The following is a 22,432-nucleotide window of genomic DNA, read 5'->3' as shown; positions in this document are numbered from 1 at the left end:
ATTGTGCCCCGGTCATCCGACCGGGGCATTCCTGTTTAAGTCATTGATTTTCTGACGAAACCCGCATTGGCATAGCCCTTGCGACAGTCTCCTCCGACTGCGGCCATGGTCGACCGGCCGCCGAGATCGGATCTGGAGACAAAGTTATGGGTATCTTCGATGCAATGAACACCTCGGTGGGTGGCCTGCAGGCGCAGTCCTACGCGCTTCAGAACATTTCCGGCAACATCGCGAACTCATCCACCACCGCTTACAAGGGCATCGGGACCAGCTTCGTCGACCTCATTCCCGACTCCTCGGTGCCGAGCAAGCAGGTCGCGGGCGGCGTGACGGCCAACGCCAAGGCCACCATCACCACGCAGGGCACGATCTCGGGCTCCACCGTCGCCACCAACATGGCGATCACCGGCGACGGCTTCTTCTCGATCCAGAAGGCGACCGGCATCGTCGACAACTCGCCGGTGTTCAGCGGCGTCACCTATTACACACGGCGCGGCGACTTCCAGCTCAACGCCAACGGCAATCTGGTCAATGGCGCCGGCTACTATTTGATGGGCGTCACGGTCGACCCGAAGACCGGCAATCCGCAAGGCAACGTCGCGACGGTCCTGAAATTCCAGAACAACTTCATCCCGGCGCAGGCGACCACGTCGATCCAGTATGCGGCGAACCTGCCGACTCAGCCGAACACCGTGGCGAGCACGACTGCGGCGACCGGCACGCTGCTGGCCGCTGGCGGCCTCAATCCCTCCGATTTCGCCGCCAACCCGCTGCCGGTGGGCACACCGCCCGCGCCCTACACCAATGCGACGGTTTCCGGCGCAGCCGCCACCGGCAACATCCGCTCGGCCTATTCGTCGACGACGGGGACGGGCACTGTCCCGCTCCAGAACAACTCGTCCGCGGTGGCATCTGGCACCACTTCGCTCGACAACACGGTGGGCACGCATCTCGCCTCCAGCATCCTCACCGCGCTCAGCGGGCAGACGCTGACCATCAACGGCAACACGATCACGTTCAACGGCGGCACCACCGTCGCGACGGTCGGCAGCAACACCACGATCGGTCTCGGCGCGGGCACGACCGCGACGGTGGCCAGCATCCTGAGCGCGATCCAGACCGCCGGCGGCGCCGGCGTCACGGCCTCACTCTCCGCCAGCGGCAATATCCAGATCTCGAGCGGTACCGGCACCGACGTGGCGGTCAACAGCGGCACCGCAGCCACCGCGCTTGGCATCAGCAGCGTGACGCGCGGCGGCAACGTGCTGTCCTCGCCCGCAATCTCGGGCGCCACGGTGCTGAGCGGCAGTGCAAGCGCCGGCGGCGCCGAGGTGATCTCGTCGGGCTTTGCGGCCGGCGACACCATCACGGTCGACGGACAGACGCTGACCTTCATGGCTTCGGGTGCCTCGACTGCGAACCAGATCAACATCACCGACAACCTCACGACCTTGCTCGGCAAGATCGACGCTCTCTCCGGTGCGTCGGGATCGTCGGTCAGCACCGGCGGTGTGATCACCCTGAACACAGGGACGGTGTCCAACCTGTCGGTATCCAGCTCCAACAGCGCCGCTTTCTCCGCGCTCGGCTTCACCTCGACCATCACCAAGAATCGTGACGGCGGCGGCACCGCCGGTACCGGCGGTGTGATCGGCAACGATATCTCCACCTTCACCAAGGAATCGATCAGCGGTGGCGCCGTGACCGCCTACAACGCCGCCGGCACGCCGGTGAACCTGCAATTGCGCTGGGCCAAGACCGACAGCGCGTCGCTGGGCGCGGGCCATGCCGATACCTGGAACATGTTCTACCAGAGCGATCCGAATGCGACCGGCACGACGGTCGGCTGGGTCAATACCGGCCAGGCCTTCACCTTTGCCGCCGACGGCTCGCTCACTTCGCCGAGCGGCTCGGGCATTACCATCAACAACGTCAACGTCAGCGGCCAGTCGCTCGGCTCGGTCTCCTTCAACATCTCCTCGGGCGGGCTGACGCAATATGCCAGCACCAGCGGCGCGGTGACGATCAACACCATCACCCAGAACGGCTACGCCGCCGGTCAGCTCCGCTCGGTCGCCGTCAACAACAACGGCCTCGTGGTCGGCACCTTCTCCAACGGCCAGAACCTCGACCTCGCACAGGTCTCGTTGTCGCACTTCAACGGCACCAATTACCTCAAGGCGCTCGATGGCGGCGCTTATGCTGCGACCGAACAGTCGGGTGCTGCGATCGACGGCGCGTCGGGCAGCATCAGCGGCTCGTCGCTGGAAGGCTCGAACACCGACATCGCCGACGAGTTCACCAAGCTGATCGTGACCCAGCAGGCCTATTCGGCCAACACCAAGGTGATCACGACGGCGAATTCGATGGTGCAGGACCTCCTGAACGTATTGCGCTGATCGGCGCGTGACGTAACCAAAGGCGGCAAGTCAACATGGGTTTGAGTTCAGCCCTCGCCAGTGCGATGAGCGGTCTGCGTGCCAACCAGGCTGCGCTCTCGATCGTCTCCTCGAACGTCGCCAACTCGCAGACGCCGGGTTACGTCGTCCAGACGCCGAACCAGATCGAGGTCACCACCGGCGACTTCGGCTCGACGGCGATGACGACCGGCGTCAGCCGCGAGCTCGACACCTACGTGCAGAACCAGCTGCGCACCGAGACCGGCGGCAGCGGCTACGCCGACCAGATGGCCAACATCCTGAAGCAGCTTCAGAATGTCTACGGCACGCCCGGCAATAGCGGCACGCTCGAAACCGCGCTGAACAATTTCACCACGGCGTTGCAGGCGCTGTCGACCAGCGCGGGCTCGTCGTCGGCGCAAACGGTCGCTCTCGGCGCGGCGCAGACGCTGGCGCAGCAGCTCAACCTCGCCACCAAGGGCATCCAGTCGCTGCGCTCCAACGTCGAGCAGGATCTCGGCACCTCGGCGCTAGCTGCCAACGCGTCGATGCAGCAGATCGCCGACATCAACACCAGGCTCCAGGGCCTGTCGGCAAACGACCCCTCGGCTGCGACGCTGATGGACCAGCGCGACCAGGCCATCAACACGCTGTCGAAATATGTCGACGTCCGCGTCACCACCGACGGCTCGAACCAGGCCAACATCTACACCACCACCGGCATCCAGCTGGTCGGCGCCGGGCTCGCCTCGCAATTCACCTTTGCGTCCGCCGGCGCGCTGTCGGCGACCTCGCTCTACAACATCGATCCGGCCAAGTCCGGCGTCGGCGCGTTCAACATCAAGCTGCCGAACGGATCGTCGGTCGACGTCGTCGCCAACAACGTGGTGTCTTCGGGCCAGATCGCGGCCGATCTCAAGCTGCGCGACCAGACGCTGGTGCAGGCGCAGAACCAGATCGACCAGCTCGCCGCGACGATGTCGAGCGCGCTGTCGGACAAGACCACGGCCGGCAGCACGGTCTCCGGTCCGCCGGCGGGGTTCGATCTCGACCTCGCCGGGGCAGCGCCGGGCAACAGTGTCAACATCACCTACACCGACACGACCACCAACACGAAGCGCCAGGTCACGCTGGTCAACGTGACCGATCCGGCGGCGCTGCCGCTCCAGAACGCGACCAACGCCAATCCGATGCAGATCGGGGTGAATTTCTCCGGCGGCATGGGCGCGATCGCCTCGGCGCTCAACACCGCGCTTTCCGGCTCGCATCTGTCGTTCGCCGCCGCCCCGTCGCCGGCGACGGCCACCACGCTGCGGGTGACCGACGACAACACCGGCCTTGCCAAGGTCAATTCATCCTCGATCACCAAGACGATCTCGTCGCTGACCTCGGGCAATCCGCAACTGCCGCTGTTCACCGACGGCGGGCAGGCGCTCTACACCGGCGCGATCACGGCATCCGGTTCGCAGATGACCGGCCTTGCCGGGCGCATCGCCGTGAACACGCAGCTGACCACCGACCCGACCAGGCTGTCGGTCTACAGCACCTCGCCGGTGACGCCCGCGGGCGACACCACGCGCTCGGACTATCTCTATTCGCAGCTCACCTCGGCGGTGTTCTCCTATTCGCCGCAGAGCGGTCTCGGCTCGGCCAGCCAGCCCTTCACCGGCAGCGTTTCGAACTATCTGCAGCAGTTCCTGAGCATTCAAGGCAATGCCGCGACCCAGGCGACCCAGCTCCAGCAGGGCCAGAGCGTCGTGGTCTCAACGCTGCAGGCCAAGTTCAACTCGACCTCCAGCGTCAATCTGGACTCGGAAATGTCGAACCTGATCCAGCTCCAGAATGCCTATGCCGCCAACGCTCACGTCATGTCGGTGGTGCAGAGCATGATGAATACGTTGCTCCAGGCTCAAGTGTAACAAGTAACAGGGCTCTGAAACATGTCGATCAGCAGCATCAACTACGCCTCGTCGGTTCTCGGCTCGCAGATCCGCAACATCAACACGCAGCTCACCGACCTGTCGACGCAGCTCTCGACCGGCAAGCTGTCGCAGAACTATTCCGGGATGGGGACCAACGAGGGCTTCGCGATCGCCGGGCGCGCGCAGCTGTCCAACATCGCGGCCTATACCGACACGATCACGAACGTGAACGTGAACATCAACCTCGCCAACACCGCGCTGCAGGCGCTGACCACGATCCGCAACACCGTGCAGACGGGCTCGGCCAACACCGCGCAGGATCTCAACGTCAACGGCCAGACGGTCGCGCAGAACACCGCCGCCGCCCAGTTCGGCTCGATGGTCGGCGTGCTCAACACGCAGTCTGGCAACCGCTATCTGTTCTCCGGAACCGCCGTCAACACGCAGTCGGTCGCGGATGCCGGCGACATCATCAACGGCACCACGACGCAGGCGGGCTTCAAGACCGTCCTGGCGGAGCGCCAGGCCGCCGATCTCGGCGCCAACGGCAAGGGCCGTCTGGTGCAGACGCAACCGACGCCGAGCTCGGTACAGGTGGTGGAGGACAGCGCGACATCGCCGTTCGGGCTGAAGATCAGCGCGGTCTCCTCGACGCTGACGGGGGCGACCGTCACCGGCCCGAGCGGTTCACCGGTGTCGTTCTCAGTCGATCTCAACGGTGTCAATCCGAACAACGGCGACAAGCTGAGCGTCAAGTTCACCCTGCCGGACGGCACGACCGAGCAGATCGACCTGACCGCCTCGAGCGCGACGCCGACACCGCTCGGCAGCTTTGCGATCGATGCAAGTACCCCCGTCAACCCGACCAACACCGCGACGAACCTCAACAACGCGCTGGACACCGCGATCAAGAAGCTCGCCAACACCTCGCTCGTGGCGGCGTCCGCGATCGTCGCCGGCGACAATTTCTTCAACACCGCAAGCTCCGCGATCGGCACGCCCGTCAACAACCAGGCGGCGACGCCGGCGCCCGTGACCGGCGCGACGGCGCTGTCCGGCGCGAGCCCTTCGGACTCGATTTCGCCCGGCTTCGTCGCCGGCGACACCATCACCGTCAACGGCACCACGCTCTCCTTCGTCAGCTCGGGCGCGACCGGCAACCAGCTCAACGTCGGTGACAGCATCCAGACCCTGCTCGGCAAGATCGACCAGATCACGGGGACTTCGAAGCCCTCGACGGTCCATGGCGGCTCGATCACGATCAACACCGACGATGCGGCGAGCCTCGACATCACGAGTTCGAATACGGCAGCGCTGGGTTCGCTTGGCTTCGGTTCGACGCCGGTGACCGCCACGCAACCGCCGCTGCGCGTCGGCTCGTCGCCGGCAAGCTCGGCGACGACGCTGGTCAACGGCTCGGCCACCACCGTGAAATGGTACCTGGGCAATGACGGGCCCGGCTCGCCGCGCTCCACCGCGATGGCGCGGGTCGACGATTCCGTCACGGTGCAGTATGGCGCGCAGGCGAACGAGGACGCGATCCGCAAGGAGCTGCAGGCGGTCGCCGTGTTCGGGACGTTCTCGACCTCGCCGACCGGACAATATTCGGGCGGGCAGGTCGCTGCGCTGAGCCTGCGGGTGACGCAGTCGCTGACGAAGCAGCCCGGCCAGCAGCGCATCGAGGACATCCAGACCGACATCGCGATGGCCCAGAACATGATGAAGGACGCAAGCTCGCGCCAGACCCAGGCCAAGGCGCAGCTCCAGACCATCATCGACCAGGCGGAATCGGCCCCGCCAGACCAGGTCGCGAGCGAGATCCTGTCGCTCCAGAATGCGCTCCAGGCGTCCTACCAGGTGACCTCGAACCTGTCGCAGCTCTCGCTCGTCAAGTTCCTGTAAGCGGACGTTAAGGCGCCGTTAACCATGCCTCTTTACCTCTTGGTGAGGATTGGAGCGGGGCGGAGCTGCCGATGTCGGACAGGATGAAGCTGGTGGTGGCCACGCCATGTTTCGGCGGGCAGGTGACGAGCATCTATGCGAGCTCGATCTTCGCGCTCCAGCGCGCCGTGCACGGCATGGCCAATCTCGAGCTCAAGGTGCTGCTGCGCGACGGCGATGCGCTGATCACGCGTGCGCGGGCCAATCTGGCCGCGATGTTCCTGGACGATCCCGAGGCGACGCATTTCCTGTTCATCGACGCCGACATCGGCTTCAAGCCGGAGCAGGTGTTCCGGCTGATCGAGTGCGGCGCCGATGTCGTCGCCGGCTGCTATCCGATCAAGCGGGTCAACTGGGACAAGGCGAAGCGCGCAATCGAAGCCGGCCGCAGCGACGTGCCGGCCGCATCGCTCGACTACGTGCTCGAGATCGAGGACCCCGACCGCATCGTGGTGGTCAACGGCTTTACCCGCGTGCGCTACGCCGGCACCGGCTTCCTGATGATCCGGCGCCACGTGCTGGAGGCGATGTGCCGCCATCCGGACTACGCGGCCTTGCAATTCTTCCGCGAGCATTCGCACGATACGCTGGCCGCGAGCCAGAACCGGTTTGCCCTGTTCGAATGCATGATCGATCCGGCGACCGGCACCTATCTGTCCGAGGACTTCGCCTTCTGCAAGCGCTGGATCGACATCGGCGGCGAGATCTGGGCCGACATCCAGAGCTCGCTCGATCACGTCGGGCCGTCGGTGTTCCACGGCGACATCACCTCGCAATTCGCACCGGCGCCCGCGGCGGCGGCCGATGCGGCGTGAGCCTTTCGGGATGAGCGCCGGCGCATCCGGTCTGTCAGCCACCGAGCGCGCGCCCGACGGCAGCTCGCGCTACCGCCTGCGCGATCTCTTCACGCCGCTGGATACGCTGCTCGCCTCCGGCGGAGATCCGCGGCTGGCGCTCGATCCGAACGACCGTGTCAACGCCTATGGCTGCGCGGCCTCGCCGGAGCCGGAGCTCTGGAATTTCGCCTCTTCGACCGCGTCGACGATCTCGCAGATGGCGTACGACCGCGCTGCGCTGGCGCGCGAAGAGCTGATGCACAAATGCCTGTTCGACGAGGTCGAAATCGCCTTCGATGCGCGCTGCGAGGACATGCGCGAGGAGCTGCGCGGCCACCTTCAGCTCCCGTCGCGCGTCGAAATCGTGTTCTCGCCGTCCGGCACGGACTCCCAGCTTCACGCCCTGTTCGTGGCGCGTGCGGTGCTCGGCGCGCCAATTGTGACGATCGTGGTCGGCGCCGACCAGACAGGAAGCGGGACGCCGCATACCGCACGCGGCCACCATTTCAGCACGATGACGGCAGGCGGCATTGGTGTGCGCAAAGACGGTGCGGTGACGGGGCTCGCCGGCGACAGCATTGCGGTGCCGCTGATCGACATGGCGGCCGGCATTGCGATGCGTCCGGATGCCGATGCCGCGGTGCTGCGCGCGATCGAGACCAGCCTCGCGCAAGGCCGGCGCGTTTTGTTGCAGATCATGGATTCGTCAAAACTCGGTTGGCGTGCCCCAAGCGAGGCCTGTCTCGATGAGATCGCGCGGCGCTGGCCGCGCAAGGTTCAGGTCGTCGTCGATGCTTGTCAGGCGCGGCTCGGCCGCCGGCGGCTGCGCTGCTATCTCGACCGCGGTTACATGGTGCTGATCACCGGCTCGAAATTCTTCGGCGGACCCGCTTTCAGCGGTGCGCTGCTGGTGCCGAAAGGCCTGTCGCGGTCGATCGACCGGATTGGCGGGATCGCGCCTGGTATCTTCGACTATGCCGGCCGCTGCGACTGGCCGGCGGCGTGGACGGCGCTACGCGCGCGTTTCGAGCGCCGGCCGAATTTCGGCCAATGGCTGCGCTGGGAGGCGGCGCTGGCCGAGATCGGCAACTACTATGCCGTGCCCGGGGCATTCCGCGCAAAAGTGCTGGCCGAGCTTGCCGCCGGCATCGAGAGCATGATCGCGTTGTCGCCGTCGCTTCGCCCCGTTCCAACTGCGATCGAGACAACCGGCGCGGACGACGAGGAATTTGCGCAAGCCACGATCTTTCCGTTCACGCTGCTGCGCGGCGGCAAACCGGTGTCGATCGCCGAGACCGGCGCCGTGCATCGGGCGCTGGCGCGTGACATGAACGAGGAGATCAGCGGCAGCGCGGCAGACCGGCAGGTCGCCGTGCAGCGCTGCCTGATCGGTCAGCCGGTCCGGCTGGAGCGGCAGGACGATGCGCCGCAGGGCGTGTTGCGCTTGTGCGTCGGCGCACGGCTCGTGACCGAGATCTGGTCGCCGGATACAGTGCAGGCGCAACGCAACGTTCAACACGTTCTCGATCGCATCGCCCATGTCCTGGCGAAGATCGAGCTATTGCTTGACCGTGGCGCGGTCGCGGCCGTGCCGGCAAAGTCCGCGTTCGAGGTTTGAGATGCAGCATTCCGTTTCCACGCCGAATTATTCCGACCGCATCGGCTTTGCGCAGTTGACGCGCCGGGCCTTCGAGGGCGGCGATCTGCATCCGTTGCGCGAGCATCTCCTGGGGCGGATCGAGCAGGGAACGGCGGAGGCGGGCGAAGGCCTGGATCTGTCGCTGATCGCCCAGCTTCTCGGCGAAAAGGAAGCCGGGCTCGTGATCCAGACCGAGGTGCTCTCCTTCCATCAATTGTTTCGCACCCCCTGCGCGGCTCCGAAACCGCGCCTGCGTGTGCTCGCGCTCGCGGCCGATATCGACATGGGCGGCAACACCCCGATCGAATTCCTGCTGGAAGGCTCCGACATCGAGCTGCTGACGCTGTACGTGGTCAAGGGCGTCGGCCTTCCCGAGACATTGCCCGATCACGACGTCGCCATCGTGGTCGCCTCCGATTCCGAGGAATGCCGCGAGACGCTCGCCGTCATCGAACAGGCTGCGCCATGCTGGCCGCGGCCGCTGCTCAATCGCCCCGATCTCATCGGCAATCTCGATCGCGACAAGCTGTACCGGTTGCTGGCGGGGATCTCCGGCCTGGACATTCCCGTGACCGCCCACGCGACGCGCACGCAATTGTCGGAGCTTTCGGAAGCGAAGATCGCCTGCGAGAGCATCACGGGCGAGCTGCACTTTCCGATGATCGTGCGGCCACGCGGCACGCATGCCGGCGTCGGGCTCGCGAAGATCGACGACGCTGCGGCGCTCAAAGCCTATCTTGCCGAGCGGCAGGAGCAGGATTTCTTCGTCGCGCGCTTCGTCGACTATGCGAGCCCGGACGGGCTTTACCGCAAATATCGTCTCACCATGGTCGACGGCAAGCCTTACGCCTGCCACATGGCGATCGCCGATCGCTGGGACATCTGGTATCTCAACGCCTACATGGCATTCAGCGAAGAGAAGCGGGCTGAAGAAGCCGCCTTCATGCTCGACTTCGACCATGCTTTCGCTGCGCGCCACAAGGTCGCGCTCGAAGAGATGAGCAAACGCGTCGGCCTCGATTACTTCATCGTCGATTGCGCCGAGAACCAGAACCGCGAGCTGCTGGTCTTCGAAGCCGACAACACCGCCGTCGTGCACAACATGGATCCGCCGGCCGTGTTTCCGTACAAGCCGCCGCAGATGCGCAAGATCTTTGCGGCATTCACGGCGATGCTGTCGCGGCATGCAAGAGCGGACGAGAAGAGTGCAGCATGAACGAGATTATCCGCAACACGCAAAGCTCCGTCACGCACACCTCGCTCGATCCGCAGGACTGGAGCGAACTTCGTGCGCTCGCCCATCGCATGCTTGACGAGACGATCGACGGCATCGCCAACATTCGCGCGCGTCCGGTGTGGCAGCCGATCCCCGACGGCGTCCGTGCGGCATTCAAGGCCGACGTGCCGCGCGAGGCCAGCGATCTCGCCGACGTCTATCGCGACTTCTCCGAACATGTCGCGCCCTATGCGACAGGTAACGTCCATCCCGGTTTCATGGGCTGGGTGCATGGCGGCGGCACCGCGGTCGGCATGCTCGCGGAAATGCTCGCGGCAGGCCTCAACGCCAATCTCGGCGGCCGCGACCACATGCCGATCGAGGTCGAGCGCCAGATCGTCGACTGGATGCGCCGCCTGTTCGCCTTCCCGGAAAGCGCGAGCGGCATCTTCGTCACGGGCACGTCGATGGCCAATCTGATGGCGGTGCTGGTGGCGCGTACGAGCGCCCTCGGCACGTTGGCGCGGCAGTACGGCATCGGCAATGACGGTGCACTCCTTGCCGCCTATACATCGCAGGCCGCGCATGGTTGCGTCTCGAGGGCGATGGACATTGCCGGGCTCGGCACCGATGCGCTGCGCAAGATCGACGTCGATGCCGATCATCGTATCGACGTCGCCGCGCTGCGCGCGCAGATCGCCGTTGACCGCGAGGTCGGCTTCAAGCCGTTCCTCGTCGTCGCCTCCGCCGGCACCGTCGATATCGGCGCGATCGACGATCTCAAGGCGATCGCGGAGCTGTGCCGCGAGGAGGGAATTTGGTTTCACGTCGACGGCGCCTTCGGTGCGCTCGCGATCCTGTCGCCCGAGCTTGCGCCGCTGCTCGGCGGCATCGAGCTTGCGGATTCCATCGCGCTCGACTTCCACAAATGGGGACAGGTGCCTTATGACGCCGGCTTCCTGCTGGTGCGTGACGGCGAGCAGCATCGGCAGGCCTTTGCGCAGCCGGCAGCCTATCTGCGCCGCGAGGCGAGGGGGCTCGCGGCGGGCGCGGTCTGGCCCTGCGATCTCGGCCCCGATCTGTCACGTGGCTTCCGTGCGCTGAAGACGTGGTTCACGCTGAAGACGTTCGGCACTGATCGGCTCGGTGCGGTGATCGCGCGAAGCTGTGCGCTGGCGAAATATCTGGAGACGCGCGTTCTCGCCGAGCCGCGGCTGGAATTGCTGGCACCAGTCAATCTCAACATCGTCTGCTTCCGTTACCGCGCCGCCGATGAGGTCAATCGCGAGATCGTCGCAGACATCCAGGAGTCCGGCGTCGCGGCGCCGTCGAGCACGACGCTGGACGGCAGGTTTGCGATCCGCGCCGCGATCGTCAATCACCGCACCGACGAGAGCGACATCGACGCGCTGGTCGCGGCCGTGCTGGAATTCGGCGGACGACGGAGCGGGGGAGTGATCGAGGTCGAGGCGCCGCCGCTCGCGGCGCAGTCGTATTGATGCAGGCCCGAAACGACAACGGCCCCGGAGGCGATCCGGGGCCGTTGTCGTTGGTGCGGCTTGGTCGTTCGCGCGGCGTGGCCGCGCCAACGCGTATGCTCAGGCGGCGGTGCTAACGTCCTGGTCCGCTTCCGTCTTGGGATGGGTGGCCTCGAACTGGCCCCGCAACTTCTCTTCATAAGCGATCAACTTGCGGGCGTCCTTCAGTGCGCGATAGAGGTCGCCGTTGAGGATGTTGTTGTTGATGCCTTCGATGATCGGCCAGGAGCTCGGCACCGCGGTGACGATGTCGCGCACCAGGTTGAAATAGGTGCCGTGCTGGGTCTGCGGATCCGGCGAGATGTACATGAGCTGGACCGCCAGATAGACGAGCTTGGCGGGCGTGTCGGCTGTCTCCGGCGTGAGGATGTCGCGCTCGCGCAGGATCGGCACGTTGTCGCCGTCGATCAGAAGGCGGGCGCGCTGGTCGGTGTTGGTTATCACGCAGTTGCCGACGATGATGCGTTCGTGCGGTCTGAGCTCGACCTTGAGGGCCATGCCTGGTTCTCCATCAACGCTTTCGTAACCGAGCGTGTGTTGCGGCGGATCAGGGCGCAATACTCCATCAAGACTAGTTAACGAGTTGTAAATCCCGGCCGATGCCGCGGAAAAGCTCAATTATATCAATGCCGAAATCGCCCGGCGGCGCGGCCTCGCGAGTGTGCGGAGCGGCCGAATCGCGCGCCGACTCAGCAAAAGCGCCGATTTCATTTCATGTTTCGTTAGAGGACTCCGCCCCACGGTCCGCCGGTCGCTGGGTCAAGCTCGATCCAAGCAGACGCGTAACAGTAAGCGTCGTTTACCAGAAAGGTAACAGAGTCATGTCCGGTATTGTTCTCTCCTCGTCGGTTCGTCAGAACCTGCTCTCCCTCCAGTCCACCGCTGATCTCCTCGCCACCACGCAGAACCGTCTGTCGACCGGCAAGAGCGTCAATTCGGCCCTGGACAGCCCCACCAACTTCTTCACGGCACAGTCGCTCGACAACCGCGCCAGCGACATCAACAATCTGCTCGACGGCATCGCCAACGGCGTGCAGGTGCTGCAGGCCGCCAACACCGGCATCACCTCGCTGCAGAAGCTGATCGACAGCGCCAAGTCGATCGCCAACCAGGCGCTGCAGACCACCGTCGGCTACTCCACCAAGTCCAACGTCTCCGCCTCGATCGCGGGTGCGACGGCGGCCGACCTGCGCGGCACCACGAGCTTCGCCAGCGCGACCGCGAGCAGCAACGTCGTGTATAACGGCACGGCCGGCGGCACCACGGCGGCGAGCGGCACCACGACCCTCGGCGCCACCATCGGCTCCTTTGCCAGCACTGGCGCAACGGCCGGTGACGGCACCACGGCCCTGACCGGCGCCATCACCCTGATCGCCACCTCGGGCACGACTGCAACCGGCCTGGCCGGCAACGCCCAGCCTGCGGACGGCGACACGCTGACCGTGAACGGCAAGACCATCACCTTCCGCTCGGGCTCCGCGCCGGCGTCGACCGCGGTTGCGTCCGGCTCGGGCGTCAGCGGCAATCTCGTCACCGACGGCAGCGGCAACACCACGGTCTATCTCGGCACCGCCGGTGCCCCGGCTGCGACGGTCAACGATCTGTTGTCCGCAATCGATCTGGCCAGCGGCGTGAAGACGGCATCCATCACCGCGGGTGCTGCGACGATCGCCGTGAGCGCCAGCCAGCCAGGTGCTGCCGTCTCGACCGCTGCCGGCGGCGCCGTCACGCTGAAGAGCTCGACGGGTGCGGATCTCAGCGTCACCGGCAAGGCCGACCTGCTCAAGGCTCTCGCCCTGACGACGGCCGTGGGCGGCGGCAACGCCACCATCAACGTCAACCGGACCACGAGCGCGGGCTCGCTGGGGGCGACCATCGCCGACGGTTCGACGCTGAACGTCGACGGTCACGTCATCACCTTCAAGAACGCGCCGATTCCGGGCTCGACCGGTGCTCCGAGCGTTCCGAGCGGGTATGGTGCGAGCGGTAACGTCCTCACCGACGGCGCCGGCAACTCGACGGTCTATCTGCAGGCCGGCACGATTAACGACGTGCTGAAGGCGATCGATCTCGCCACCGGCGTGCAGACCGCGACGGTCAATGCCAACGGCAGCGCGACGCTTGCGACTGCGACCGGCCAGACCAACTCGTCGATCAACGCATCTGGTCAGCTCAAGCTGTCGACCGGCGTCAACGCCGATCTGTCGATCACCGGCACCGGCAATGCGCTGAACGCGCTCGGTCTTGCCGGCAACACCGGGACTGCGACCGCCTTCACCGCGGCGCGCACCTCGGGTGTCGGCGGCATCACGGGCAAGACCCTGACCTTCTCCGCCTTCAACGGCGGCACGGCGGTCAATGTCACCTTCGGCGACGGCACCAACGGCACGGTCAAGACGCTCGACCAGCTCAACACGAAGCTTCAGGCCAACAACCTGACCGCGACGATCGACGCCAACGGCCTACTGACGGTCTCGACCACCAACGACTACGCGTCCTCGACCATCGGTTCGAGCGCCGCAGGTGGTTCGATCGGCGGCACGTTGACCTCATCACTGACGTTCTCGACGGCTTCCAGCCCCGTCCAGGACACGGTTGCGCAGACCTCGCGTTCGAACCTGGTGTCTCAGTACAACAACATCCTGAACCAGATCGACACGACCTCGCAGGACTCCTCGTTCAACGGCGTCAACCTGCTGAACGGCGATCAGCTCAAGCTGGTGTTCGACGAGACCGGCAAGTCGAACCTGAGCATCACCGGCGTGACCTACAACTCCAAGGGTCTCGGCCTCGCCTCGCTGACCAGCGGTGTCGACTTCATCGACAACTCCGCGACCAACAAGGTGCTGTCGAACCTGAACGCCGCGTCGAGCACGCTGCGCTCGGAAGCGTCGAGCCTCGGTTCGAACCTCTCGGTGGTGCAGGTTCGTCAGGACTTCAACAAGAGCCTGATCAACGTGCTGCAGACCGGTTCGTCCAACCTGACGCTGGCCGACACCAACACCGAAGCGGCCAACAGCCAGGCGCTGTCGACCCGCCAGTCGATCGCGGTCTCCGCGCTGTCGCTGGCCAACCAGTCGCAGCAGAGCGTGCTGCAGCTGCTCCGCTAACAAGCGGCAGACATCTTAAGACGACTACAGCGGCGGGGCTTCGGCTCCGCCGCTTTCTTTTTGCGACGGCATCAGAGTGCCGTTCGGCAAAGCGGAGACGATGCATTCGGATGCAGCCGATTGCTCACTCTGAGTTATGGTTGACAAGTCGCAAACGCCTGGTCGCTGTACGAAAAAGCATCGTCCTATCATGACGATATGGACGAGCCCGATATGGCTCCGATCCCTCGTATGGTGAATCCGCGCAAGGATTGGAGCGACACGCTTCATGCTTTGTTAGCCGTCTGTGTTCACCTTCCCGGCATCGATTAATCCTAATCGAAGTTTGTTGCGTTGCGTACCAGAAGGGTAACACTCAATGTCCGGTATTGTTCTCTCCTCGTCGGTTCGTCAGAACCTGCTCTCCCTCCAGTCCACCGCTGACCTCCTCGCCACCACGCAGAGCCGTCTGTCGACCGGCAAGAGCGTCAATTCGGCCCTGGACAATCCCACCAACTTCTTCACCGCCCAGTCGCTCGACAACCGCGCCAGCGACATCAACAATCTGCTCGACGGCATCGCCAACGGCGTGCAGGTGCTGCAGGCCGCCAACACCGGCATCACCTCGCTGCAGAAGCTGATCGACAGCGCCAAGTCGATCGCCAACCAGACGCTGCAGACCACCGTCGGCTACTCCACCAAGTCCAACGTCTCCACCTCGATCGCGGGTGCGACGGCGGCCGACCTGCGTGGCACCACGAGCTTCGCCAGCGCGACCGCGAGCAGCAACGTCGTGTATAACGGCGCGGCCGGCGGCACCACGGCGGCGAGCGGCACCACGACCCTCGGCGCCACCATCGGCTCCTTTGCCAGCACTGGCGCAACGGCCGGTGACGGCACCACGGCCCTGACCGGCGCCATCACCCTGATCGCCACCTCGGGCACGACTGCAACCGGCCTGGCCGGCAACGCCCAGCCTGCGGACGGCGACACGCTGACCGTGAACGGCAAGACCATCACCTTCCGCTCGGGTTCCGCGCCGGCGTCGACCGCGGTTGCGTCCGGCTCGGGCGTCAGCGGCAATCTCGTCACCGACGGCAGCGGCAACACCACGGTCTATCTCGGCACCGCGGGTGCCCCCGCTGCGACCGTCAACGATCTGTTGTCCGCAATCGATCTCGCCAGCGGCGTGAAGACGGTGTCCATCACCGCGGGTGCTGCGACGATCGCCGTGAGCGCCAGCCAGCCAGGTGCTGCCGTCTCGACCGCTGCTGGCGGCGCCGTCACGCTGAAGAGCTCGACGGGTGCGGATCTGAGCGTCACCGGCAAGGCCGACCTGCTCAAGGCTCTCGCCCTGACGACGGCCGTGGGCGGCGGCAACGCCACCGTCAACGTCAACCGGACCACGAGCTCGGGCTCGCTGGGGGCGACGATCGCCGACGGTTCGACGCTGAATGTCGACGGTCACGTTATCACCTTCAAGAACGCGCCGATTCCGGGCTCGACCGGTGCTCCGAGCGTGCCGAGCGGTTACGGTGCGAGCGGTAACGTCCTCACCGACGGCGCCGGCAACTCGACGGTCTATCTGCAGGCCGGCACGGTCAACGACGTGCTGAAGGCGATCGACCTCGCCACCGGCGTGCAGACCGCGACGGTCAACGCCAACGGCACCGCGACGCTTGCGACTGCGACCGGCCAGACCAACTCGTCGATCAACGCATCGGGTCAGCTCAAGATCTCGACCGGCGTCAATGCCGACCTGTCGATCACGGGCACCGGCAATGCGCTGAACGGGCTCGGCTTTGCCGGCAACACCGGCACTGCGACCGCGTTCACCGCGGCGCGGACCTCGGGCGTTGGCGGCCTCACCGGCAAGACCCTGACCTTCTCCGCCTTCAACGGCGGCACGGCGGTCAATGTCACCTTCGGCGACGGCACCAACGGCTCGGTCAAGACGCTCGACCAGCTCAACTCGAAGCTTCAGGCCAACAACCTGACCGCGACGATCGACGCCAACGGCCTGCTGACGGTCTCGACCACCAACGACTACGCGTCCTCGACCATCGGTTCGAGCGCCGCAGGTGGTTCGATCGGCGGCACGCTCACTTCGGCGCTGACGTTCTCGACGGCTTCCAGCCCCGTCCAGGACACGGTTGCGCAGACGTCGCGTTCGAACCTGGTGTCTCAGTACAACAACATCCTTCAGCAGATCGACTCGACCTCGCAGGACTCCTCGTTCAACGGCGTCAATTTGTTGAACGGTGACCAGCTCAAGCTGGTGTTCGACGAGACCGGCAAGTCGAACCTGAGCATCACCGGCGTGACCTATAACTCCAAGGGTCTGGGCCTCGCTGCGTTGACCGGTGGTGTCGACTTCATCGACAACGCCGCCACCAACAAGGTGCTGACCAATTTGAACACGGCATCGAGCACGCTGCGCTCGGAAGCCTCGAGCCTTGGTTCGAACCTGACGATCGTGCAGGTTCGTCAGGACTTCAACAAGAACCTGATCAACGTGCTGCAGACCGGTTCGTCCAACCTGACGCTGGCCGACACCAACGTCGAAGCGGCCAACAGCCAGGCGCTGTCGACCCGCCAGTCGATCGCGGTCTCCGCGCTGTCGCTGGCCAACCAGTCGCAGCAGAGCGTGCTGCAGCTGCTCCGCTAACAAGCGGAAGACATCTTAAGACGACTAGGGCGGCGGGGCTTCGGCCCCGCCGCTTTTTTTCCTTTGTCGTTCGACATTCGGCAGCGACGCAGCGCCCTGAAAAAGTAACCAGCGGTTATGGTTAATGGAGAGTAAGCGCGGATAAATGCCAATGATTTCAGCCTGATTACCGGCCGCGCCCACGCCTTCCCCGCGCTTATGGTGAACCCGCGCTTACGCAGGCGATGTTCGTTTCACCTTTTGTTAGCCATGTCGCGGCACGCTGTTCCCGTCACTCGATCCGAAGCGATCGAACGAAGACGCGTAAACCAGAAGGGTAAGAGTTATGTCCGGTATTGTTCTCTCTGCGTCGGTTCGTCAGAACCTGCTGTCTCTCCAGTCCACCGCTGATCTGCTCGCCACCACACAGAACCGTCTGTCGACCGGCAAGAGCGTCAATTCGGCCCTGGACAATCCCACCAACTTCTTCACGGCCCAGTCGCTCGACAACCGTGCCAGCGACATCAACAATCTGCTCGACGGCATCGCCAACGGCGTGCAGGTGCTGCAGGCCGCCAACACCGGCCTGACCTCGCTGCAGAAGCTGATCGACAGCGCGAAGTCGATCGCCAACCAGGCGCTGCAGACCACCGTCGGCTACTCGACCAAGTCCAACGTCTCCACCACGATCTCGGGTGCGACCGCCGCCGACCTGCGCGGCACGACGTCCTTTGCCAGCGCCACTGCATCCAGCAACGTGCTCTATACGGGCGCGGCCGGCGGCACCACGGCAGCGAGCGGCACCACGACGCTCGGCGCTACCATCGGCTCCTTTGCCAGCACGGGCGCAACGGCCGGTGACGGCACGACGGCCCTGACCGGCACCATCACCCTGATCGCCACCTCGGGCACGACTGCAACCGGCCTGGCCGGCAACGCCCAGCCTGCGGACGGCGACACGCTGACCGTGAACGGCAAGACCATCACCTTCCGCTCGGGCTCCGCGCCGGCGTCGACCGCGGTTGCGTCCGGCTCGGGCGTCAGCGGCAATCTCGTCACCGACGGCAGCGGCAACACCACGGTCTATCTCGGCACCGCCGGTGCCCCGGCTGCGACCGTCAACGATCTGTTGTCCGCAATCGATCTCGCCAGCGGCGTGAAGACGGTGTCCATCAGTGCGGGCGCCGCGACGATCGCCGTGAGCGCCAGCCAGCCAGGTGCTGCCGTCTCGACCGCTGCCGGCGGCGCCGTCACGCTGAAGAGCTCGACGGGTGCGGATCTCAGCGTCACCGGCAAGGCCGATTTGCTCAAGGCGCTCGGGCTGACGACGTCTACGGGTGCCGGCAATGCCAGCGTCAGCGTCAACCGGACCACGAGCTCGGGCTCGCTGGGGGCGACGATCGCCGACGGTTCGACGCTGAACGTCGACGGTCACGTCATCACCTTCAAGAACGCGCCGATTCCGGGATCGACCGGTGCTCCGAGCGTTCCGAGCGGCTTCGGTTCCACCGGTAACATCCTCACCGACGGCAACGGCAACTCGACCGTCTATCTGCAGGCCGGAACGGTTGCCGACGTGTTGAAGGCGATCGACCTTGCCACCGGCGTGCAGACCGCGACGATCAACGCCAACGGCACCGCGACGCTTGCGACCGCGACAGGCCAGTCGAACTCGACGATCAATACGTCCGGTCAGCTCAAACTCTCGACCGGCGTCAATGCCGACCTCTCGATCACGGGCTCCGGCACTGCGTTGAATGTGTTCGGGCTGGCCGGCAACACCGGCAGCGCGTCGGCGTTCACTGCGGCGCGCACCTCCGGCATCGGCGGCATTGCCGGCAAGACCTTGACCTTCTCCGCCTTCAACAGCGGCACGGCGGTCAACGTCACCTTCGGCGACGGCACCAACGGCACGGTCAAGACGCTCGACCAGCTCAACACGCAGCTTCTGGCCAACAACCTGGCTGCCACGATCGACGCCAACGGCCGGCTGACCATCACGGCGTCCAACGACTACGCGTCCTCGACGCTCGGTTCGACGACCGCCGGCGGTGCGATCGGCGGCACGCTCACTTCGGCGCTGACGTTCTCGACGGCTTCCAGCCCCGTCCAGGATGCGGTTGCACAGACGGCCCGTGCGAACCTGGTCAGCCAGTACAACAACATCCTGAACCAGATCGACACGACCTCGCAGGACTCCTCGTTCAACGGCGTCAACCTGCTGAACGGCGACCAGCTCAAGCTGGTGTTCGACGAGACCGGCAAGTCGAGCCTCAACATCACCGGCGTGACCTACAACTCCAAGGGTCTCGGCCTCGCCGCCTTGACCGTCGGTGTCGACTTCATCGACAACGCCGCGTCCAACCGCGTGCTGACCAATCTGAACGCCGCATCGAGCACGCTGCGCTCGGAAGCCTCAGCGCTCGGTTCGAACCTCTCGGTGGTTCAGGTGCGTCAGGACTTCAACAAGAGCCTGATCAACGTGCTGCAGACCGGCTCGTCCAACCTGACCCTCGCCGACACCAACGTCGAGGCCGCCAACAGCCAGGCGCTGTCGACCCGCCAGTCGATCGCGGTCTCCGCGCTGTCGCTGGCCAACCAGTCGCAGCAGAGCGTGCTTCAGCTGCTCCGCTAAGCAGCTGACATTACGAAATAAACCAGAGCGGCGGGGTCATTTGCCCCGCCGCTTTTTTGCGTCCGGGGGCGGGCAGGGACGTTCATCGGCCATTAACCCTATCGCTTAAACTGGCGTTAACCATACTTTAAAGGAGACCCCCTAAGACTGGACAAAAGCCCGCTTTCCAGACCGCGCGGCCGATTCGAATCCGGTTCAAGAGGAAGACCTGCCAATGTCCAACATCGTTCTCTCGGCGTCAGTTCGCCAGAACCTGTTGTCGCTGCAGTCGACGGCTGACTTGCTGGCCACGACGCAGGAGCGGCTGTCGACCGGCAAGAAGGTCAACACGGCGCTCGACAATCCCACCAACTTCTTCACAGCGCAGGGGCTGGACAACCGGGCGAGCGACATCAGCAACCTGCTCGACGGCATCAATAACGGTGTGCAGGTGCTGCAGGCGGCCAATACCGGCATCACCTCGCTGCAGAAGCTGATCGACAGTGCCAAGTCGATCGCCAACCAGGCGCTGCAGACCACGGTCGGCTATTCCACCAAGTCGAACGTCTCCACCACGATTCCCGGTGCCACGCCCGCCGACCTGCGCGGCACGACCTCCTATGCGAGCGCGACCGCCAACAGCAACGTGCTCTATACCGGCGCACCCGGTGGCGTGACCCCGGTCACGGGAACCGCCGCGCTCGGCGCCTCGCTGGGCTCAACCGCCGGCGCCTTTACCGGCACAGCAGCGATCGCCGCCGACGGCACCACCGCGCTGTCCGGTACCGCCACGCTGCTCGGCACCACGGCATCCGCCACCTTCAGCACGGCGCCCGCGGACGGCGACACCATCACGGTGAACGGCAAGACCATCACTTTCCGCACCGGCATTGCTCCGAGCACGCAACCGACCGGCTGGGGTCTCAACCCCAGCGGACACATCGCCACCGACGGTAACGGCAATTCGATCGTCTATGAGGGAACGGCGGCTGCGCCCGGGGCGACTGTCAACGACGTCCTCAGCGCGATCGACCTCGCCAGCGGCGTCAAGACCGCGGCCATCAGTGCCGGCGCCGCGACCATCACAGTCAGCGGCTCGGCCGGTCCGATCGGCACGCTCCAGGTGGCATCGTCCATCTCGGGAGGCGGCGCGGTTACGCTGAAGAGCTCGACCGGCGCCGATATAAGCGTGACTGGAAAGGCTGATTTCCTCAAGGCGCTCGGTCTGACTTCCGCGACTGGCGCCGGCAATGCCAACGTGACCGCAAATCGGTCGACGACGGCCGGCTCGCTCGGCTCTCTCGTTCAAGACGGCTCGACGCTGAACATCGACGGCCACACCATCACCTTCAAGAACGCCCAGACGCCCCAGTCGGCGGCCAGCGTGATCTCCGGTGGCGTCAACGGCAACGTCGTCACCGACGGCAACGGCAATTCGACCGTCTATATCCAGAGCGCGACGCTCACCGATCTGCTCAACTCGATCGACCTCGCCACCGGCGTCAAGACCGCCAGCATCTTCAACGGCGCGGCGACCCTGTCGACCACCGCGGGCCAGATCCCCTCGTCGGTCAACAGCAGCGGTCAGCTTGCGCTCTCCACCGGCATCAACGCCGACCTGTCGATCACCGGCACCGGCAACGCGCTCAACGCGTTCGGTCTCAGCGGCAATACGGGAACGGCAACCGCTTTCGCCGCGGCGCGCAACTCCGGTGTTGGTGGTGTCAGCGGCAAGACGCTGACCTTCACCTCCTTCAACGGCGGCACGCCGGTGAACGTCACCTTCGGCGACGGCACCAACGGCACCGTCAAGACCCTCGACCAGCTCAATGTGCAGCTTCAGGCCAACCACCTGACGGCGACGATCGATGCCAACGGCGTGCTGACGGTCACCACCGTCAACGAGTACGCGTCCTCGACCCTTGGCTCGACTGCCGCCGGCGGTACGGTCGGCGGTACGCTCACCAGCGTGCTGGCCTTTACCACCGCGCAGCCCCCGATTCAGGATCCCGTCGCGCAGACCGCGCGCTCCGGCCTGGTCAGTCAGTTCAACAACATCCTGGCGCAGATCGACACGACGTCGCAGGACTCGTCCTTCAACGGCGTCAACCTGCTCAACGGCGATACGCTGAAACTGGTCTTCAACGAGAACGGCAGCTCGACGCTCGGCATCAACGGCGTCGTGTTCAACGCGGCCGGCCTCGGTCTCAGCAATCTCGTTCCCGGCACGGACTTCATCGACAATGGTGCCACCAACAAGGTGCTGGCCAGCCTGAATGCCGCCTCGAGCACGCTGCGCTCCGAGGGTTCCTCGCTCGGTTCGAATCTGTCGATCGTGCAGGTGCGTCAGGATTTCTCCAAGAACCTGATCAACGTTCTGCAGACCGGCTCGTCCAACCTGACGCTCGCCGACACCAACGAGGAAGCGGCGAATAGCCAGGCGCTGTCGACCCGCCAGTCGATCGCGGTGTCAGCGCTGTCGCTGGCCAACCAGTCGCAACAGAGCGTGCTGCAGCTGCTTCGCTAATTTCGCGGCGCAAGATCGCTCATCGATTTCACGGCGGGGCTAACGCTCCGCCGTTCATTTTATG

Annotated in this window: 12 protein-coding genes; 11 read left to right on the top strand and 1 reads right to left on the bottom strand. The window is 65.1% G+C overall.

From position 1 onward, the window contains the following. The first annotated feature begins 146 nt into the window (after positions 1-146). The 7 genes from QCM77_RS02180 to QCM77_RS02150 all read left to right on the top strand — a co-directional run bounded on the left by QCM77_RS02180 (position 147) and on the right by QCM77_RS02150 (position 11,452). Positions 147-2,399, top strand: a complete 2,253-nt coding sequence (locus QCM77_RS02180; RefSeq protein WP_279667198.1) for a flagellar hook-basal body complex protein — start codon at positions 147-149, stop codon at positions 2,397-2,399. 35 nt (positions 2,400-2,434) lie between these two features. Further along, the gene (flgK, locus tag QCM77_RS02175; protein ID WP_279667199.1) at positions 2,435-4,318 is read left to right on the top strand and encodes a flagellar hook-associated protein FlgK; all 1,884 of its coding nucleotides are present in this window, start codon (positions 2,435-2,437) and stop codon (positions 4,316-4,318) included. A gap of 21 nt (positions 4,319-4,339) precedes the next feature. Further along, positions 4,340-6,223, top strand: a complete 1,884-nt coding sequence (locus QCM77_RS02170) for a flagellar protein (protein ID WP_279681744.1) — start codon at positions 4,340-4,342, stop codon at positions 6,221-6,223. A 71-nt stretch (positions 6,224-6,294) separates the two neighbouring features. Next, positions 6,295-7,077 carry a hypothetical protein gene (locus QCM77_RS02165; RefSeq protein WP_279681742.1) on the top strand — a complete coding sequence of 261 codons (783 nt, stop codon included), beginning with the start codon at positions 6,295-6,297 and terminating at the stop codon, positions 7,075-7,077. Next, positions 7,067-8,716 (top strand): hypothetical protein, encoded by a 1,650-nt coding sequence (locus tag QCM77_RS02160; RefSeq protein WP_279681740.1) that lies wholly within the window; start codon positions 7,067-7,069, stop codon positions 8,714-8,716. The genes QCM77_RS02165 and QCM77_RS02160 overlap by 11 nt, the downstream gene beginning before the upstream one ends. A 1-nt stretch (position 8,717) precedes the next feature. Further along, on the top strand, positions 8,718-9,953 hold the full coding sequence (locus tag QCM77_RS02155; RefSeq protein ID WP_279681738.1) for an ATP-grasp domain-containing protein: 1,236 nt from the start codon (positions 8,718-8,720) through the stop codon (positions 9,951-9,953). Continuing rightward, entirely contained in the window at positions 9,950-11,452 is a 1,503-nt protein-coding gene (locus tag QCM77_RS02150; RefSeq protein WP_279667204.1) for a pyridoxal phosphate-dependent decarboxylase family protein, read from the top strand. The genes QCM77_RS02155 and QCM77_RS02150 overlap by 4 nt, the downstream gene beginning before the upstream one ends. Before the next feature lie 99 nt (positions 11,453-11,551). Here QCM77_RS02150 and flbT read toward each other — a convergent pair whose 3' ends face one another. After that, on the bottom strand, positions 11,552-11,989 hold the full coding sequence (flbT, locus tag QCM77_RS02145) for a flagellar biosynthesis repressor FlbT (protein WP_007612328.1): 438 nt from the start codon (positions 11,987-11,989) through the stop codon (positions 11,552-11,554). Between the two features lie 323 nt (positions 11,990-12,312). On the opposite strand from flbT, the gene QCM77_RS02140 reads away from it, so the two are divergent. The 4 genes from QCM77_RS02140 (at position 12,313) to QCM77_RS02125 (ending at position 22,368) form a co-directional block, all read left to right on the top strand. Further along, entirely contained in the window at positions 12,313-14,601 is a 2,289-nt protein-coding gene (locus tag QCM77_RS02140; RefSeq protein ID WP_279681737.1) for a DUF1522 domain-containing protein, read from the top strand. 358 nt (positions 14,602-14,959) lie between these two features. Further along, positions 14,960-17,248 carry a DUF1522 domain-containing protein gene (locus tag QCM77_RS02135; protein ID WP_279681736.1) on the top strand — a complete coding sequence of 763 codons (2,289 nt, stop codon included), beginning with the start codon at positions 14,960-14,962 and terminating at the stop codon, positions 17,246-17,248. Between the two features lie 325 nt (positions 17,249-17,573). Next, entirely contained in the window at positions 17,574-19,862 is a 2,289-nt protein-coding gene (locus QCM77_RS02130) for a DUF1522 domain-containing protein (protein ID WP_279681734.1), read from the top strand. Between the two features lie 214 nt (positions 19,863-20,076). Then, positions 20,077-22,368: a DUF1522 domain-containing protein gene (locus QCM77_RS02125; RefSeq protein WP_279681732.1), complete on the top strand. Its 2,292-nt coding sequence runs from the start codon at positions 20,077-20,079 to the stop codon at positions 22,366-22,368. Positions 22,369-22,432 lie beyond the last annotated feature (64 nt).

It is taken from the genome of Bradyrhizobium nivariense (assembly GCF_029846695.2).
In the GTDB taxonomy this organism is placed as follows: Bacteria; Pseudomonadota; Alphaproteobacteria; order Rhizobiales; family Xanthobacteraceae; genus Bradyrhizobium.
Note: the sequence above shows the minus strand (reverse complement) of the source record. Positions and strands in the feature narration are given on the sequence as shown.

What these genes read in the sequence shown, in the direction of transcription:
- QCM77_RS02180 (WP_279667198.1), top strand. Translation starts at nt 147, where the DNA reads ATGGGTATCTTCGATGCAATGAACACCTCGGTGGGTGGCCTGCAGGCG.
- flgK (WP_279667199.1), top strand. Translation starts at nt 2,435, where the DNA reads ATGGGTTTGAGTTCAGCCCTCGCCAGTGCGATGAGCGGTCTGCGTGCC.
- QCM77_RS02170 (WP_279681744.1), top strand. Translation starts at nt 4,340, where the DNA reads ATGTCGATCAGCAGCATCAACTACGCCTCGTCGGTTCTCGGCTCGCAG.
- QCM77_RS02165 (WP_279681742.1), top strand. Translation starts at nt 6,295, where the DNA reads ATGTCGGACAGGATGAAGCTGGTGGTGGCCACGCCATGTTTCGGCGGG.
- QCM77_RS02160 (WP_279681740.1), top strand. Translation starts at nt 7,067, where the DNA reads ATGCGGCGTGAGCCTTTCGGGATGAGCGCCGGCGCATCCGGTCTGTCA.
- QCM77_RS02155 (WP_279681738.1), top strand. Translation starts at nt 8,718, where the DNA reads ATGCAGCATTCCGTTTCCACGCCGAATTATTCCGACCGCATCGGCTTT.
- QCM77_RS02150 (WP_279667204.1), top strand. Translation starts at nt 9,950, where the DNA reads ATGAACGAGATTATCCGCAACACGCAAAGCTCCGTCACGCACACCTCG.
- flbT (WP_007612328.1), bottom strand. Translation starts at nt 11,989, where the DNA reads ATGGCCCTCAAGGTCGAGCTCAGACCGCACGAACGCATCATCGTCGGC.
- QCM77_RS02140 (WP_279681737.1), top strand. Translation starts at nt 12,313, where the DNA reads ATGTCCGGTATTGTTCTCTCCTCGTCGGTTCGTCAGAACCTGCTCTCC.
- QCM77_RS02135 (WP_279681736.1), top strand. Translation starts at nt 14,960, where the DNA reads ATGTCCGGTATTGTTCTCTCCTCGTCGGTTCGTCAGAACCTGCTCTCC.
- QCM77_RS02130 (WP_279681734.1), top strand. Translation starts at nt 17,574, where the DNA reads ATGTCCGGTATTGTTCTCTCTGCGTCGGTTCGTCAGAACCTGCTGTCT.
- QCM77_RS02125 (WP_279681732.1), top strand. Translation starts at nt 20,077, where the DNA reads ATGTCCAACATCGTTCTCTCGGCGTCAGTTCGCCAGAACCTGTTGTCG.